Source organism: Rhizobium freirei PRF 81, from assembly GCF_000359745.1.
Classification (GTDB): Bacteria; Pseudomonadota; Alphaproteobacteria; order Rhizobiales; family Rhizobiaceae; genus Rhizobium; species Rhizobium freirei.
This window is the reverse complement of record NZ_AQHN01000001.1, coordinates 18,337-35,302: the sequence shown is the minus strand read 5'-3', so window position 1 is coordinate 35,302 and position 16,966 is coordinate 18,337. Positions and strand designations below refer to the sequence as shown.

The following is a 16,966-nucleotide window of genomic DNA, read 5'->3' as shown; positions in this document are numbered from 1 at the left end:
GTGTTCCATTTTGTCGCCTTTCGCGGCGGTATGTCGCAGGAGGTGCGGTTGCTTCTGACAGCGGGTGTTCTCGGCGGATTCACGACATTTTCGACCTTTGCGCTGGAAAGCGTGGTGCTCTGAGAGTGCGGCCTGTGGATACCGTCCATCGCCTATATTGCCTTGTCCGTTTTCCTGTCGATTGTGGCTTTGATAGCGGACTTGCAATTGTCCGGCTAATAATTCACGCTCAATCGGCTTAACGAAAGAGGGTCGGCGGATTTCGCCGTATTTTTGCCGATTCTGAGGTGAATGCCTCCGGGAATTGCCAGGGATTCCTTCCATCACAAACTACCGCTCGTTGCGAACGGACTCTCTTGCGAAATTCGACCTATCAACTCATATAATCGCCTATTGCAATCACCGCATAACAAAGGAGTTGGGTGTCAATCGGGAAGGGGCAGGCGAATATCCCAAGTTCTAAGCCTGCTACCCCTTCGGGATTTGCATTCCTCCGGGCCGGCAACTTCCTCCCAGGCAGCCCTTAAAGACAGACATGACGGAGAGCCCCTTGAGCGCACCTGCTCCCACTTCCAACCAATCTCATACTCCGGAACAGACCTTCGGCACGGCCGGCATCGCGCCGATGGATCGCCCCAGCGCCATGACGCGCTTTTTCATGGGCATCGTCGCCTGGGCCGAAAGCCTCAATCTTAAATACGCCAAGCTCGGCAATCCGCCTGTTTACGACACGGCGACCTTCCCTTGGGCTGCAGAGATCGAGAAGGATTACCCCGCAATCCGCGCCGAGCTGGAAAAGGTGCTGCTGCGCCAGAGCGAGCTGCCGACTTTCCAGGACATCTCCACCGACGTGAAAACGATTTCGACCGATACCCGCTGGAAGACCTTCTTCCTCCTCGGTTTCGGCGTGAAGTCCGAGCAGAACATCAAGGCATGCCCGAATACCTGGGCGGCTGTGCAGAAGATCCCCGGCCTGACGACGGCGATGTTCTCGATCTTCGAGCCGGGCAAGCATCTCCCCGCCCATCGTGGCCCGTATAATGGCGTGCTGCGCCTGCATCTCGGCCTCATCGTGCCGGAGCCGAACGAGAAGCTTGCTATCCGCGTCGACAAGCAGGTGTGTCACTGGCAGGAAGGCAAGGCGCTGATCTTCGACGACGCCTATGAGCATGAAGCCTGGAACCATTCCGACAAGACCCGCGTGGTGCTCTTCGTCGATTTCGTAAAGCCGCTGAAGTTCCCGGCCCGCATCGTCAACTGGGCCCTGATGAACCTGGCGATCTTCACGCCCTTCATCAAGGAAGGCCTCGACAATCACAAGGAATGGGAAAAGAAGTTTTACGCTGAAGCCGAGGCGTTCAGAAACCGCCCGAAGGCCTGATCGCCTTGGCCGGCGAGTTTAACGAAAACTGACCGATTGAATTTAGGATGACTTAAAATTGAAAATTTTTGCCTCATCCTGAAAGGGTCAGTGCCTCCTATTCCATTGTATTAAAAGAAAAAATTGGTTCGCTCGATGAAGCTTCGCGGGCGAACCTTAGATGTCCCAACTCGATGTACGCTTTCGTTATCATCAGCGAAAATGGTCACACGAATTGAAAATTTCTGACTTAGCGGAGTTGTCTGAACATTTTTGACTTGGAAGCAGTAAGGCCGGAGAGGTGCCTGCTTCAAGCATTCTAGCTACGAGGCAGCGGAGTCATTCGATTTCGCCGGAGGGTACGTCGGCCCGTTATTGGTGCTCTTCCCTTGTTGCGTCGGCAAGCTACCAAAGGTAACTCATTCAAACAAGAGCACGCGTTTCGAATTGCAGGTTCCGAAAGCGGAGGGCAAGCGCAGAGTCCGGTTAGAGACCGCCGAGTGGAGGTCGGGAGCAAGTGGTCCAGACTACCTGCCTTCTTTTTGGACCGACCTGTTGCGCACCACCACACTCTCCAGCTTGTTGAGCCGAAAGTCATCACCAACCGCGTTGTTGTTGACAAGGCCCCAACCGGCTCCGCTGGTCGGTGGGAGAAATTCGATGCCACTGTTCTGATAGAATTTCTGCAATTCGACCGCAGAATTCAGCACTCCGCCGCGTCCCCGTTCGACCCGTTGGATGGTCGATCGTGAAACGTGAGTATGCGCCTCGACCTCATCCTGGGAGAGCCCGAGGAATTCCCTGGCGAGTTTAAGAATGATCGCGGGCACTACCAACATAAGGATTCATTGGCATGGATCAGAACGCCGATCAAATCGGCGAAAAGAGATCTTGACCAATGAAGCTTTGGGCGTCAAAGAAGACGCCATTGGCGTCAAATATGACGCCAAGCGAATCCTTTGGGCATGGTGAAGAAATGGAATCACGAATCATGAGTTCGCGGCTATCGGTGGAAATCGACCGGCTTGAGAGTCTTCTTAGAGATCTTCGGCGCGTTGAGATGGGCACGCTCCGCGCGAGCGACCTGGGAGACGCGCTGCCGACGCTCGAAGGATACAGCCTTTCAATAGGGCACGTATCATGTTTGGAAGGCATCGCGTTTGGCCATCCGAAGCTCCCCGATGGAGAGAGGATTGTCACCAGTCAGATATACGCCTTCCTCGAATGCGATGGACAGCTTTTCGGGCGAACGAAGAACCGCTGGTACAGGTTGAATTCGATCGAAGATCGAGGAGGCCGGGTATGAAACATCGGATCACCGCCGCGGCGTTCAAGGAACTAAAACGGAATCTCGGCCTCTTTCTTTCCACTTGCTCCCTCCGGGCGACCTTGAGACCCTTCTGCCAATTCAGGCACGACACGCGGGGAATCTTTGTCGTGATAGTCTCGGCCAGGTGGATCCGAAGGTATGAGCGAGCTGCCGAGCTCCTGATTACAGGCGAGCGCAGGGTTCTCTTCCAAAGGGACGTGTCACGCCGGCTTGTTCATGTCATCGAGCCTTCGTCGAAGCAACGGAACGATGAACGGATCGATACGCTCGGCGTGCATCATCAATTGATTGTTCTCACCACTTCGTTCGATATCGTACCGGCAAATGTGCGCCGCGCGGCGGATGTGATCATCGATGTCCGGTCGCCGACGGCGCGACACATTGCAGCGGGGCGCAGGCTCGCGGGACTTCCTCCGCTTCCGCGCGATCTCCTGCGAAAGCTTGCACAGCAGGATATGAACACAATCGAATCCTTGGCAGGCCGTCAATCGTTGTCGGAGACCGATTTCCCACTCGTAGATGCGCGGCAAAGCGTGAACAAGATTCCTAGACTCAGCGGGCTTCCAGGATTCGCTATAGCTCGAACCTGGGTCGCCGAGCTTAAAAGGGACTTGCGGGACTGGAAAGCCGGCACGTTGGGCTGGAAGGATGTCGACCACGGTGCAATCCTTTCGGGGGCTCCGGGGACGGGTAAGACATTCTTCGCCGCGGCGCTCGCGGCCGAACTCGAGATTCCATTGATCGCGACGTCCGTCGCAGCTTGGCAGGCCAGCGGCGACGGATACTTGGGCGATATGCTCAAGGCGATGCGGGCGTCTTTCACAGAGGCCCGCTCGAAGAAGTGCGCGATCCTTTTCATCGACGAAATCGATGGTATCGGGAGACGGGGATCCCGTGGGCGAAACGCGTATTACGAGTCCAATGTCGTCAACTGCTTCCTGGAGCTGACCGACGGGCTGGTCGATATCGAGGGGGTCATTCTCCTAGGGGCGACCAACCGCTTGGAGGACATAGATCCAGCCGTACTTCGATCTGGGCGCTTCGAAGAGCATTTCTACTTCGATCTTCCCAACGACGAGGAACGGGCCGCGATATTATGTCATCACGTCTCACAGGTCGTCGACGTCTCGCAGGTTCGAAGCGTCACTGACGGCCTTCGCACTGCGACGCCAGCCGATCTTCAGAAGCTGGCACGGAAGGCGAAGCGCAGCGCGCGAAGCAGGGGGAGCGCGGTGACGCTGGAGGACCTGAAAACGAGTCTTCCCGCGAGGAGAAAGCTTCCGGAAGCTGCGGTCCATCGCATTGCCGTGCACGAATGCGGTCACGCTATCGTCGCGCTGGCGAGCAGGTTGGTCGATGAACTCGTCGTGGAGCTGGAGGACAGCGTTCTCGAAGAACGTGTCGACCTCCAGCAAGGCGGAAGGGTGCACTATCAGATGACGGAAACCGTTCTTCCCACCGAAGCAACGCTTCTCGCTCGAATCCGCATTGCGCTCGCCGGCATGGCTGCAGAGGAGGTCGTCCAAGGCTCTCGTTCGATCGGAGGCGCGGGCGCAACCGGGTCCGACCTCGACACGGCGACGCAAATCGCGAGCAAAATGGTTCTTTCTTATGGGATGGGCAAAAGCCTGAGATTCCATGCCGACCAGCAGAGGATTGCAGCGGGCTTCATGCCCACGATGGAATTTCATGCGGAGATCAGCGGTATCCTCAGTAAGGAATATCGAGCCGCCAAGGAATTGCTTGGCAAAGAGAAGGCCAGACTGATGAGAATGGCTGCCGAGCTTGTCGTCGATCGGCGAATGGAGATCAAACGAGATGCACGGTTGCAGTGATGACGTCGTGACAGCGCAGTCTAGTAGATAGATTGAGCATTGCACCCCCTACACGTTTCGAACCCGTCGATGCAGAGCTTGGTGGTCATTCCGCCCGTGATATCCTTGCCACCCGGTTGCCAGTCCTCATGCCCGATGCTTCGTGTCGGAAACACTGGCTCGGCTGGGGCGGGTGAACAGGAGATTATCATCCGGTCTACCGAACGTCTCCAAGGGGCAGGTGAAGTATTGTTCAGCGTCTTCAAACGGGGCCCAATGGCAGCGGTGTATGTCGACACCGATGGTGTTGTCGTCGCTGAGCTCTCCCGTATTAGTGTACCCTAAGGCGACTTCGCTCGGCTTCCCAAGTCGGGCGCATTCTCTTTTCATATAGCTGGGCCTTTACATCAGGGTCGTCCCGAATTGGATCATAGATCATCTGCTTGTGCCTCCCGTTTCGAATACCCACCAGTCAGGTACGGTTTGAATTTCGCCACCACTGGGGTGAAGACGTCATAGTGAAATCGGACCGCCACGATCCCCGCACGAATCCTCCACGCGCGATTGTTTGTCGGGGGATCAGCATCCCACAGGCCTAGTGACACCATTTGCACGACCTTAGCACGGATCGGCCCTTGCTGAGCCCCATCTTGGTAAAGATACGTGTGGAGGAGATCTTGGAGCTTCACGCTGGACCCGTCTTTAGGATCTTTTCCGTCCGCCACGAGCTGCAGATAGGTCCTCATCAATCTCTCATGTAGAAACCATTCGGCCAAGTTCGTCGACTTGTCGTTGTAGCTGTTCGCGTTTTTCGGAAGTCCCTCGATCTCATTCAAAATGCCGAGAAAGCGAGAAGCACCTTCTGCAAAGGTCTTCAGCCGCAATGCGGAAAACCGGAGATCAAGTCTCATCTGATCATCGGTTTCGTCAAGATCAGGCAGGGGCACGTCTTCCAGTCGAATCCAAGGTTCACACTCTCCGATGCCTCCATGGATAGTGGGCGTGTGATCATATTTGAGCAGGAAATCCCTGGTCCGGGGGACACATTCCTCGACCTTAGCGCGCGTCCCCGGCTGGCAATACCAGTCCTTGAATTTCTCTATCAAGTCGGCCGCTTCATCCGCCATCACAGTGTTGAGATGCATCGGTATTTGCGGGCGCGTGTCAGGTTCTTTGGGCATTGGGTCCCCCTTCTACGTCGCGATAGTAGGTAGTTCATCTACGATCTTAAGCACACCTTCTATAATCTAGGAAATTATAAAAATTCCTTTTTAAAAACAATATGTTACTGTGACGACATCGAAAGCGAAATCACTCGCCAACGAACAGAAATAGGAGCCCTGAAATGCGCACCATCCTCGTTGCAACCCTCATCACCCTCGGCGCCATCGCGGCCCAGGGCACCGTTGCTCAGGCCGGCGGCTGGACGAACACCGGCGGTTTGGCCTGGTTCAAGTAACCGATGCGCCGCGGCTACGTGCCGCGGCGACCACCTCTCTCGGCGGACTGTCGGCAGAGGTGCGGCAACCTAACAGATGGAGACTTCGTTGAGGAAGATTACCACGATCTACGTTACGATGCTGAGTTCGGCAGCGCTGATGGTCGGCGTTGTCCCTGCCTCCGCGGGCGGCTGGGGCCATGGCCCGAGTTTCTCTCAAGCTCGGCGCTTTGCCCATGACACCATCCATCAGGTGGTCGTTCCGACCGTACTGGGAACGATTAACACCCTAAGCGGCGGGGCGGTATCCGTCGGAAATAGAACGTACAGGTATTGCCGACTTCGATTTCGGGATCGATCTTCTCGTTAGTGGTAACCCGCTCAAATTTTAGAAGCTCACCGCTCGTATTTTCGACGATCACATAGGCGTAGTGCCAGATGTCGTCGATGACATCCAGGCCATTACGGCCCATGAAAGTTCTTCCGTTGATTTCCCGGATCGTGCCGGTGACCTTGATGACGTTCGGGTTGTTCCCGATGGACATGTGCATCTCCCTGTTGTTTCGGGCGACGCTGCCTTATTTCTATTAAAGGATTCGTCATTGAGCTAGGGCACGAGTGCCCGATTTGGATCAGCGAAGAATGGCACCTAGCCAAGCTCGTTGTGGGTCGCCACTAATGCGGCTTCCAATGGTGAGGTTGACTGCGCATTGCTGCTGTCAAAAACCTTTCGACCTAACTGCGGGGTCGTCTGGGCGCCCCTCGTCATGGCCGGAAAGGACTCAAGCCTGCCGCTCATCGAATACGCGAAGCCCGAACGACAGAAGTTAGCGCACCGACGAACCTATCGATTTTTCGAACGCCGGGAAGATCGCAACCCTCCTCAAGCTATCGGTCATAGTTCGTGGTGAAAACATGAAGCCGCTCCCACGAGGCAGATCGTCGAAAATCAAACAAGCAGAGAATATACGCGGTTCATTGTCTTTATGCGCATTAGTTGTTCTTGCAGAATCACTAATTCTATTCTCAATTGTCTTGCACTGACGATGCGAGGATCTTATGCCGCTAGACAATTTGGCAATCAATCGAGTTTGCTTGCACGAGGTGTATCAGAGAGCAGATAGCGGAGCAGTGGTGCCTCCGACCTATGGAGCCGGTCTGCTCGTGCTGGATGATCGGGCCTTGCAGGCCTTTCGGAGCAGAGTGAGCGCAGCGTTTCAGAGCTCGTCGCAGTGCATGGAGATGTCAGTCCGGGTGCATGGGCAAGGAAGTGTGCTGGCGAACGGCGTTGACGCCCTTGCTACAAATAGCGATCGCTTTGCGCAGCATTCGAGGTTGTTCGCAGACGCCCTCGCCAGCGCACAGACGTCTAGGCAGATGCCAGGCGGTCTGGTCGTCGTTTTCGACGGAACGGTTGGGAATCCGGCAGCGCCATTTTTCGCCGTTATGAAGGCGGAGTTGCATGAGGGTTTCGTCAAGACTAACGACCTGCAAGCGCAATTCGTCTCGGATCTATTCCTCAGTCCCAAGACAAAGCTTTATAAGATCGGCATATTCATCAGCGATGGCGCTCATCCTCGTCCAGCACTGCCCGAAGGATGGAGCGCGATCGTTTACGACAGCGCGATGACGGCGTCGCAACGCGACAATGCTGCTACCTATTTCTATAGCGGCTTCTTGGGCCTAGACATACCCGTGAACGCGGCCCAGCAAGTGCGCAAGTTTTTCGAGGAAACAAAGGCTTTCATCCGCGCGGCAGAATTGGCCGAGGAGCGAAGGGTAGATCTTTATAATGGTCTCTACGTTTACTTGAAGCTCGATCAGGGTAATATAATTCAAACGTCGCGTTTCGCGGAAACATATATGGACGAGGATCTCGCGGAAGATTATCTGACACACATGCGACGAGTTAGGTTCCCCGTCGCTGCCGTGGCAAAGGATCTCTCGGAAGTAGCGGGAAGCCTCCGACTTCGAAAATTCAAGTTCGCGCGTTCAATCACCCTGAGTGGGCCGCCGGATGCGGTTCGTGACCTGGTAACCGTACAGGCCATCGAAGGCGAGCACGGAGCGACTTGGACACAGGTAACGATACGCGGACGGATAGAGGCTCAAGAGTGACGCGGGAGCAAGAATTCCTCGATCGTTGGGAAGCCGAAAAGAAGATCTATTTCGCATGGGGGCGGCTAGTCTCCCAGGAGATCCAGTCCCGCCTTACGGATATCGTTGCGCCTCAACAGCCGGAATATTTTCTTCGTATCCCGGCTGTGCCCAGAATCAAGGAAAGCCAGAAGCTGATCGAAAAGGCGTTCTATCGTAATAAAGATTATACCAATCCATATGACGATATAACCGACAAGGTTGGAACCCGATTCGTTGTCTTGCTCGGAAGCGAAATACGAAAGGTCGAACAGGTCCTTACCTCTGTTGAGCATTGGCAGCATTCAAAAGATCGAGATTTTGAAGAAGAACAAAAAGGGAACCCTTTAAAATTCGATTATGCGGCTGTACATTATGTCGTGCGGCCTGCCGTTGATTTTGAATATGAGGACCTACTGATTCCAGCAGGCACGCCCTGCGAAGTGCAGATCAAGACCATTCTGCAACATGCTTATAGCGAGTTAACGCACGACACCATCTACAAGCCCCAAATCGCGGCGACGCCGATCATGCAACGCGACGCTGCTAAAGCAATGGCTTTGCTCGAGGCAACGAACGATTACTTTGAGAAGGTTGCGAAAGATGTGGAAGTCGCGCTATCGAGCGTCCGTCACATGACAACTGATCTGTCATCCGTATATCGCGACGCCTTGGGTATCGATCCTAAGCCATCCGTGCTTGAGGGGCTCCTTCTTGCTGCCTACGAGAAGACGGTTGGGGCAGATTATCGGTCGGAATTGGACTCCCTGTTGGCTGAGAAACCATTCATTGCGGAGCGGATCAAGGACCATATCAAGCGCCACAATCCAATATTCAATCAACCAGCGGTTCTTCTGGTTTATCTTTCTGTGTGGAAATCTCCCAGAAAGGCAAAGACGGCCTGGCCATTGACCCAGGCTGAGATGGAACCGCTCTTGAACGATTTAGGTGAAAGCATCCATTAGCGGGTTCACGATAGCGGCATTGGCTCACGTCCGAACGATACGCCACGCTACGAGCACGACCTTCCCGATCAGTCCAAGGCGAACATTCTCAATGAATCGCCGTCACAGTGAACCTGATACTTCATATTATACTACCTCGGACTCGGCTTCACACAATACGCCTAGAGGACCCGATCAACCACATCTTCTCTCCGAGACATCCCGACGAAGTAGGTGCAGAAATGGTCGCTGACGCGAAAGCGAAAGGTTTTCTGCCGCCTGCTCATCGAATCGTCGTCGGAGTCTTCGACTTCTACGAATACAAGGGTGCGCGTTGGTGATCGTCCTGCATTCTGGATGCCCTATCTCGTAGGCCGCGTCGTATCGGCTTGATCGAGGCTCTCGGAGCTTCGCCTGATCTCATCGCAGAGTTCAGTAGCGGTCAGTGATTTCACGCGTTCGCGAGAGAACCGGACATTCTTACGAGTTACCTCAATTGCGGATCGTAAGCTAGCATCCTCGACGATTGGGAGCGTTAAAGCGATTACCCTTTCACGGCAACGCAACTGCAAACCGATACAGGCCGCAATGATCGCTTTGACAATGGGATCTGACATCGCCTGCTCCATACTGCGAGAAGCACCGGCCCTGATTTTCAGGGCCATAGAAACGAAAAAGGCTCCCGCAAGAAGCCCTTCCCATGGCGTTGCCGCCGAACGTGTGTGCCTTACCGTGGTGTACCCACCTTCTAAAGGTGCATTTGCAACAGCGACCTTCCGGAAGCATCTTTGTCTGCTGCTGACGAAAAATATAACCCGATAGGCGCCAAATTCAAACGAGGACATTTTTGCTTTGATCGTAAACGCTCATTTCCCTGCACGTTGACGCCCGCGATTCCGGCGCGGTGTTCGACTTGGGAACGGTTTCTGCGTTGATCAGGCCGCTGCGGCCTTTGGAAAGTTGAATGGCAGCAGGTCAGAGATGTCGGCGTCGTCGGCGCGCTGCGGCAACTCGGTGAGGACGTGGCGCAAGTAGGCCAGTGGCTCGACGCCGCAAGCCCGGCATGTCAGCATGAGGCTGTAGACCACGGCGCTGGCCTTTGCTCCATCGACGGTGTCGCTGAACAGCCAGCTTTTTCTGCCAGTTGCAAAAATCCTGATGTCACGCTCCAGAAGGTTGTTGTCGATCGGCATCCTGCCATCATTTGTGTAACGCGTCAGATATTCCCATTGGTTCAGCGTGTAGGAGATGGCATCGCCAAGCTTGCTGTCCGGCAAGACCTTCGGGGCGATTTCATCGAGCCATTTTTTCAGGGCATTCAGGATGGGAACGCTATGTTCCTGGCGAAAGCGGCGAATGCAATGATCTCGCGTTTCGCCGTCATCCGGTATTTCGTCGCGCGCTTGCTTTTCAATCCGGTAGAGTTGTTCGAAGAACTTGAGGGCCTGCTCCGGTGGGCCGCCGGGTTTGTTTCTCGTCTTGAGAGCATTGACAAACCGCCGTCTTGAATGGGCCATACATCCAATGTGGGTGGCCCCCTCCAGCGTGCGCCAGGCGGAATAACCATCGCTCATCAATATGCCGCGGTAATCGCCGAGAAAGGCCTGCGGATAGATCTGTCCGCGGCCCGGCTGATAATCGAGAAGCACGATCGGCTCGGCACTGTCCTCACCGCTGCGATAAGCCCACATGAAGGATGTGTCGGTGGCCGCTCTGTCCTTTTCCTTCAGGACCTGAACAGTCGTCTCGTCGCCATGGATGAGAGACTGTGATCGAAGCCGCAGCTTCAGCGCGTCATAGATGCGGACGAGATGCTTCTCGCTCGAGCCGATCACCCAGTGCCCCAGAGCACCGCGGCTGACAGGAACGCCGGCGCGCTCGAAGGCCTGTGCCAGACGATAGAGTGGCGTGCCATCGACATATTTGTGCACCAACGCGAAGGCTAGCGTCGAGGCCGTGGCAATGCTGCCCGGCAAGGGTTGCGCGGGCATCGGCGCAATGATGACCGGCGTGTTGATGCCGGTGCGGTCGCAATTCCGGCAGGCATATTTGAACCGCACATTCTGAAGGACCTTTGCCTTCACCTCGATATGAAGCTGCTCGCTAACGGCCTCACCCATGCGATGCATTTGGTGATGGCAGCAGGGGCAAGCCTTCTGATCGTCGGGCAGGTCATATTCGACGCGTTCGCGCGGCAGGTTTTCCGGTAACGGTCGGCGGCCGCGCTTCTTGCCTTCCTGCTTTTCTGCCGGCGGCAAGCCGGTGTCCGGAAGATCGACGACATCGCCTTCTTCGCTGTCATCCTCACCGGCGACCTGTTCGGCTTCATTGAAGAGGCGATCAATGTGCTTTTCGCTCTTCGGCGCAAAACGATGTGAGCGAGCAAGCGCCAGCTCTTCCTCGAGTTTGACGACGCGCTCGGCAAGTTGACGGTTTTCCGCCTGCAGCGCGGCAATGCGCGCCATCAGCTCCTCAACAGTCGGTTCGCCAGTTCGATTCATCAGATTCTTGAATCGAAAGCATGCCGCCGCGTCAACCGCTCAATTCGATATCCTTCAGCCAGCGACTTGATATTGCCGCACCGGATGGCGAACCATCGCGTCAATGTCGATGCCGTCGAGAATCCAGTGGAGCTGCTCGGTCGAAAGCGTCACCACCGCAGTCTCCCGGCGTGGCCATCGGAACCTGTCTTCCGTCAAGCGCTTCAGGACCATCACAAAACCGGACCGATCGAAGAACAACAACTTCATCCGGTCGCGGCGGCGATTGCAAAACGCAAAGATCGCAGGCGCGAACGGGTCAAGCTCCATCACCTCCTGCACCAGGACCGCAAGGCTGTTGATGCCGGCGCGAAAGTCGATCGGTTCGCGATGCAGATAGACGTTGAGATCAGCGCCCAGTCTGAACATGGCCGAGAGCTCCGATGATTGCCGTCAATGCATCCACATCACCGCATTCCAGCGTCAGCTTCACGCCATTCGGCAAAGCCGCGCTCACCTTGGCTGGGAGTGGCGACGACCTCGACAGCCGCTCCTCACCAGGCAAAGCAGGCCAGCCCACCGAACTGCTCTGCATCGGCAAACTGTGCTGCGCAGCGCTGACTTGAACCGGAATGAACGCCGACAGCGCAGGTGGCGGCAAAGCAACGGCGTCCTTGGCCGTCTTTATCCATTTCCGAAGAAGGTTGGCATTGATCCCATGTTCAAGCGCAAGCCGCGATACCGACACGCCGGGCTCCAGGCAGGCAGCAACCAGCCGCTCTTTCGACGCCGGATCGTATCGACGGCGGCCGTTGCGCAAAATCCGCCTCACCGCCAGTTTCTGTTCATCGCTCTCAATCACGTGGTGTCCACCTCCGTTAAGTGGACACTTCATGCCAAAACACGCTCAATGCAAAAAGGTGCGGCGAAATTCGCGCTTACCTTTGATCCCGTAGCGCATTGAACATCAGCGCAGGAATGTCGCGCGTTAGGCGGGCATCACAAAATCGAATCCGGCATTCGGCTCCTCGGTCCGATTACGCAGCTTCCCAGACCTGATTGAGTATGCGTGCGGCCAGAGCTGCCTTATCCTGTGGCAGGAAGCGGCCGTAATGCTTCGCCACCATGTCCGCAGTGTCTTGGATGGCGTAGCTCGCCTGCTCGTAGGAACCCGTCTGCTTAAGAATGTGGGTTGCCAGCACATCGCGGACATTGTGGGGGCCATGAGGTAGCAACCCCTTGATCGCGCCTCGGCCCGTGTATGGGTTATAGATGCCGTATCGCTGAATAATGAGCCGCCAGGCCTCATAGAAGCTGGTGATATCGTAAGCGGCTTCTGTGCTCGTGGTCTTCACCGTTTTGACAAAGAAGGTGCCCGGATCCGACGCCGTCCGCAACAACACCGCCCGATGGGTTTCGACATAGGCGTCAATGTATTTGTAGAGGTCCAGCAAATCGGGAAGAACCAACCGGAAGGGCTTGTCACCGAAGAACGAGGAGTGTGCGTTTTTGAAAGCGATTGCTGGGATAAGGACTTCCCAGCCTCCAAGAGTGTCGCTCCACCGGATTTCGCCACGTTTCATCTTCTCAAGAATACGCTCGGAGCGGGGCGTTTGACCACGCGGGCACAACATCAGTTGGCGCAGGTTCTTTTGCCGAAGACCGAGATGCAATCCGAGCCGCAGCATCAAAAAGGAGCGCACTGCTTCAGCGGCTGGGCGCGGGTAGCGCCCTTCATCCGGCATAAGACGAAGGATCTCTTCGGTAATCTTGCGGTACTCGCCCACGGGACTCGCCGACTCGAGCACCGGCATGATTGGCTCGAATGGATCGCGGTGCACGCGGGCAATGCGCTGGATTTCCTTCACCCTGTGTGACGCGTGTTTATGAAAATCGGCACATGCACCGTGCCAGTCGTCCCTCGCATAATCGATTTCGCTTTGCGAGATGAGACCAGAGATCGGCTGGACCCGCTGGAGAAGTTCCGGATGCTGCCGAAGCCAACCGGTATCCTGCTTGGTGATAGCCAATGCAATGCGCAACATATCCACTTCCCAGGTGGTATAGAATCCGCGCCGACTCTCCCGCCACTGCAAATACCAGTCCCAGATGCCGGGAAACAGAAGCAGGCCGAAGGTCAGTTGGCGAACAGGCACGCCGTACCCACTGACCTCGCCTTGCTTTGAAGCGGCCAGTGCGCCGAACATGAGCCCCAAATGTTCGATCTTCTGAGAAGCGGTATCCTCTGCCCAGATCCCGTTGCGCTGAAACCCAATAGATGTCAGGGCCGACGTCTTGAAACGCACAAGATCTGCCATTTCCATGGCAAGTGCCGGCGGCGCATCGATAACGCCGGATAGAAGATCGGGATCCTCAATCCACCCTTGCTCATCGTCGACAGGTACCGCAATCTTCCCGTTCTGCGGCGCCTGTCCTCCATACGAAACGCCGGGAAAGCGGATTGCGTAACGCTGCCTTACTGCGGCCGCCTGAAATTGCCGATAATCGGTCGATCCACTGATGACCACCCGACGAACCCATTCGACAATTTCCTCCCGTTTCTGAAACGAGAGCGAATTGAAATCCTCCGGCAGGTGCCATGCCATGCGCCGTCGCTCCGCGGGATCGATACCAGAGAGATTAAACCCTGATGCCGAGCGTGATGGATGCGGCAGTTTCGCTTTAAAGTACCCTTCCGGTAACCGATAACGCCGCTCAATGCGACCAAGCACCTCGAAGCTACGGCCGATCTTGCGGTCTGGCGCCCAAAAGCAGTCATGCTCATATTGTCTTTTATTACGATTTGCTTTCGCTTCCGCCGCCTCTGGCGATCCCCGGCAGCATGCTGGACGAGCATTTTAGGTTTCCGGTGCGTGCCGCCATTGAGCGAGTAAACACGTATTTCATCGAACGTTTACATGCTCTTATTGAGCAGGACCCGTGAGAGAAACGGCTGTGCGGGGATACGATTGAGGATGGCCCTCCTCACGAATTCTTGAACTCTGTTAGAATATTACTTTTTAGGTAAATCTGCAGTTGGCGACGAATCAACCTTGCTGTCGCTTCTGATTGGAAATGACTAATCTTCTGACAGTGGCGCAATAAAAGCTGGCGGCGCTGTTGGTCAGTGTCGAGATGCGAACGCTTACGTTTGAAGTTGTCAATTGGCGCTAGGACGTGTCCTCGCGATGTCCGCTTGTGGGAGGCGTCTAACGCACGTAGACGACCGAAGTGAGGGCGCGAAGCTGCGCCTACCTCCCAGCCCGCTAAAGTCCGCTTTGGGCCGATAGCGAACTTCTCTCCGAAGCGATCTGCGCCTTCACCTCGTCCGGCCTGTGCCGGTGAACCTCACGTCCAGACCCCTGGACGTGAGAACCTCCAATGTATTCTCGATGGAGAAACTCCCGTTGTTCGTCCAAGGAAAGCCGATCACAGATCAAGGCGGCGAGGACAACGTGGGAGCGGAACACCGGTTACGGATCACATCGTTGGGAGAAAGGTGATCCTAGGCTCGCCGCTGGATTCGTGAAGGTTTCACGGGAGGTTTTGCGCGGAGCGCTGCTTTAGCCACTCGATGAACGCGTCCATGTCGTCCGCGTGCAAAGGCTCATGACTGTGGGTCTCCAGTTCCAACACAGCGCGACGGACCACGGTGATGACGAAGCCCTCCATCTCACCGCGGCTGCGGCCGAGGCGCGTGTTCAGGGTCGACCAGCTACCGCAAAGAATGCGAAATCGCAGCGGTGCATGATCTCGGTATCGAATCCATCAACCGCGTGAGTCTCGGATGGCAATATTGTCAACAATGGGGTTTGCCCCTAGCGAGTCGATCTGCTCCATATGCGGGCTGCGGAATCGGCAGGTGCAAAGTCGCCTGCCGATTCCGCAGTATAGCAACCCAAGGCAGGCCGAATCCTTCATGTTGATAAGAAGCCACGGATACGCCTATTCGAATAATTTGAAGGATTCGGGGCGTCCTGTCTGTAATGTTGACAATTCTCCGGGGATGCGCGGCTATGATCCACGAAGCGCGCCGACTCCTAAGTCAGAGAACCAGTATCCACCCTCAGTATGCACGAATTCCTCCGCTCCCCAGAGAACTCTTCCGATCTGCTTGACCGGGTTTTCGACAGACAAGGAAATCCCCTTGGACGACATTGCCTGATAGATCTCCAGCGCGGACATCGGGCGTCGGGTATCACGAAGTATTTCAGACGTATGGCGGCGCACCAGATGCGCCGTGCTGTTGAGATGAAGCTTCTTTCGTCGCTTTGGTGCGCTGGAAAGGGGCAGAGAATCAGACGTCAGCGCCCTTAGAGCCTCTTCGAGCCGTGCTTTCTTAATTTGCATCGCCTCCAGTCGCGCGCAGGTCGCACGCAATTCCTGCTCGAGGCTTTCGACCAGTTGGTCCACTCTTGCCTCGTCGTACATAGGAACTTCGGAAGCGGACTGATCGACCGGGCGATGAGCCAAATCACTTTCCATCTTCATTTTACCTTCGAATCAGCTCATTGTATTGGAAGCTTTATTGAGGGTTTTTCGAAGAGACTACCGCTCCGAAGCGCCCGAACCTTAACTTAGCATGTGTAGCTGCGTCCTCGTACAAAAAATCACCAGTCAGATTTTTCGCCTGGTCTGTCGCGAAGGAGCCTATCGATGCATCACCCGGCGTCCTGCGCCACCGCGCGCGTGATCTCCGCCAGGATCGTCCGCTCGACGGACGGCGGGCCTATCCGGAACATCATAACTGGCAGGCATAAGAAACCCACTGGAAGGTATCCAGCCTTTAAGGCGTCAGGAAGGGCGATGCCTGAGGAATCACCGGCAGAAGTTTCGGTTATGCAGATATGCGAGGTGTCGCCCTACGTGCAAAGCTTCCTTGCTCAGCCTCACAGGCTTGAGATCGTGGTCTGGGGCCGCAGCCGCCCCCTGGTCTATTTTCCTGACCTCGAAATGCAGGCCGATGCAAGGCTTGCAGCTCTGCTCGACGAGCACCGCCCATTCGGCCTTGCAGCGCTAGAATGGCCGCCGCGTGCGACAGGATCTGGCCATCTCCACACCATCGTGGCCGAGGTTAAGAGACCTGGAGACAATAGGCTTGCGGATCCAGAATACAGGCTGAAGCTGCGTCTCGCTCGTGAAGTCTACCAAAGCCTCGGCTTCCACTTTGCCATAATCGAAGAGGGTCGGGACATAACATGCGTCGATGGCCGAACGCTGCGCCTGATCGCGTACCACACCTTCGTCAAGGTGGATATCCTCAGCCGCTCGTCGAGGTGGCGGACCAGGAGGCGCTGGATTTCGTGACCGGGTTGGTCGATCCGGATCCGGGCCTGAGGAGGGCCGGATCCGGCTATCTTCACTCCGACCTGGAGAGCCTGTCGAGGGGCGAGGTGTTCGAAATGGTGGTATCGCTCTGCTGCGCCATCATTCCAGAAGCTGGCGAGAGCCCGAACTCCTTGTG

The 16,966-nt window shown here is 55.8% G+C and carries 15 protein-coding genes and 1 pseudogene; 7 read left to right on the top strand and 9 right to left on the bottom strand.

The genetic code is table 11. From position 1 onward, the window contains the following. Window positions 1–21: 21 nt before the first annotated feature. Both RHSP_RS35405 and olsC read left to right on the top strand, forming a co-directional pair. Window positions 22–120, top strand: a pseudogene (locus RHSP_RS35405) (CrcB family protein); the annotation flags it as partial. Window positions 121–535: 415 nt separating this feature from the next. Then, window positions 536–1,381 (top strand): ornithine lipid ester-linked acyl 2-hydroxylase OlsC, encoded by an 846-nt coding sequence (gene olsC, locus RHSP_RS00155; protein WP_081615270.1) that lies wholly within the window; start codon window positions 536–538, stop codon window positions 1,379–1,381. Between the two features lie 506 nt (window positions 1,382–1,887). Here olsC and RHSP_RS00150 read toward each other — a convergent pair. Further along, window positions 1,888–2,199: a helix-turn-helix domain-containing protein gene (locus tag RHSP_RS00150; protein WP_004106951.1), complete on the bottom strand. Its 312-nt coding sequence runs from the start codon at window positions 2,197–2,199 to the stop codon at window positions 1,888–1,890. 59 nt (window positions 2,200–2,258) lie between these two features. On the opposite strand from RHSP_RS00150, the gene RHSP_RS35040 reads away from it, so the two are divergent. Further along, complete coding sequence (locus RHSP_RS35040; protein WP_037148605.1) at window positions 2,259–2,666, top strand: hypothetical protein; 408 nt, start codon at window positions 2,259–2,261, stop codon at window positions 2,664–2,666. A 224-nt stretch (window positions 2,667–2,890) separates the two neighbouring features. Here RHSP_RS35040 and RHSP_RS35400 read toward each other — a convergent pair whose 3' ends face one another. Continuing rightward, window positions 2,891–3,220, bottom strand: coding sequence for a hypothetical protein (locus RHSP_RS35400; RefSeq protein ID WP_240535329.1), 330 nt, complete (start codon window positions 3,218–3,220; stop codon window positions 2,891–2,893). A 3-nt stretch (window positions 3,221–3,223) separates the two neighbouring features. Here RHSP_RS35400 and RHSP_RS00140 point away from each other — a divergent pair, with 3 nt between their 5' ends. Continuing rightward, entirely contained in the window at window positions 3,224–4,525 is a 1,302-nt protein-coding gene (locus tag RHSP_RS00140; RefSeq protein WP_240535328.1) for an AAA family ATPase, read from the top strand. A 407-nt stretch (window positions 4,526–4,932) separates the two neighbouring features. Here the strand turns inward: RHSP_RS00140 and RHSP_RS00135 are convergent, their stop codons facing one another. Together RHSP_RS00135 and RHSP_RS00130 are read right to left on the bottom strand one after the other, a co-directional pair. After that, window positions 4,933–5,685: a hypothetical protein gene (locus RHSP_RS00135; protein WP_004106949.1), complete on the bottom strand. Its 753-nt coding sequence runs from the start codon at window positions 5,683–5,685 to the stop codon at window positions 4,933–4,935. Window positions 5,686–6,223: 538 nt separating this feature from the next. After that, the gene (locus RHSP_RS00130; RefSeq protein ID WP_004106948.1) at window positions 6,224–6,487 is read right to left on the bottom strand and encodes a hypothetical protein; all 264 of its coding nucleotides are present in this window, start codon (window positions 6,485–6,487) and stop codon (window positions 6,224–6,226) included. A gap of 514 nt (window positions 6,488–7,001) precedes the next feature. Here RHSP_RS00130 and RHSP_RS00125 point away from each other — a divergent pair. After that, the gene (locus tag RHSP_RS00125; RefSeq protein WP_004106946.1) at window positions 7,002–8,060 is read left to right on the top strand and encodes a nucleoid-associated protein; all 1,059 of its coding nucleotides are present in this window, start codon (window positions 7,002–7,004) and stop codon (window positions 8,058–8,060) included. Further along, on the top strand, window positions 8,057–9,043 hold the full coding sequence (locus tag RHSP_RS00120; RefSeq protein ID WP_004106943.1) for a GTP pyrophosphokinase: 987 nt from the start codon (window positions 8,057–8,059) through the stop codon (window positions 9,041–9,043). Before RHSP_RS00125 ends, RHSP_RS00120 begins: the two co-directional genes overlap by 4 nt. 914 nt (window positions 9,044–9,957) lie before the next feature. Here RHSP_RS00120 and tnpC read toward each other — a convergent pair. From tnpC to RHSP_RS00090, 5 genes are all read right to left on the bottom strand, one after another. Then, window positions 9,958–11,523 carry an IS66 family transposase gene (tnpC, locus tag RHSP_RS00110; protein WP_004118315.1) on the bottom strand — a complete coding sequence of 522 codons (1,566 nt, stop codon included), beginning with the start codon at window positions 11,521–11,523 and terminating at the stop codon, window positions 9,958–9,960. A 54-nt stretch (window positions 11,524–11,577) separates the two neighbouring features. Further along, window positions 11,578–11,931: an IS66 family insertion sequence element accessory protein TnpB gene (gene tnpB / locus RHSP_RS00105; protein WP_004118312.1), complete on the bottom strand. Its 354-nt coding sequence runs from the start codon at window positions 11,929–11,931 to the stop codon at window positions 11,578–11,580. Beyond that, window positions 11,912–12,361, bottom strand: a complete 450-nt coding sequence (gene tnpA / locus RHSP_RS00100; RefSeq protein ID WP_120671011.1) for an IS66-like element accessory protein TnpA — start codon at window positions 12,359–12,361, stop codon at window positions 11,912–11,914. Before tnpA ends, tnpB begins: the two co-directional genes overlap by 20 nt. A 178-nt stretch (window positions 12,362–12,539) precedes the next feature. Next, window positions 12,540–14,108, bottom strand: a complete 1,569-nt coding sequence (locus RHSP_RS00095) for a hypothetical protein (RefSeq protein WP_240535327.1) — start codon at window positions 14,106–14,108, stop codon at window positions 12,540–12,542. 1,408 nt (window positions 14,109–15,516) lie between these two features. Next, complete coding sequence (locus tag RHSP_RS00090) at window positions 15,517–15,993, bottom strand: hypothetical protein (RefSeq protein ID WP_037148593.1); 477 nt, start codon at window positions 15,991–15,993, stop codon at window positions 15,517–15,519. A gap of 165 nt (window positions 15,994–16,158) precedes the next feature. On the opposite strand from RHSP_RS00090, the gene RHSP_RS00085 reads away from it, so the two are divergent. Then, window positions 16,159–16,809 (top strand): hypothetical protein, encoded by a 651-nt coding sequence (locus RHSP_RS00085; protein WP_157385270.1) that lies wholly within the window; start codon window positions 16,159–16,161, stop codon window positions 16,807–16,809. Window positions 16,810–16,966 lie beyond the last annotated feature (157 nt).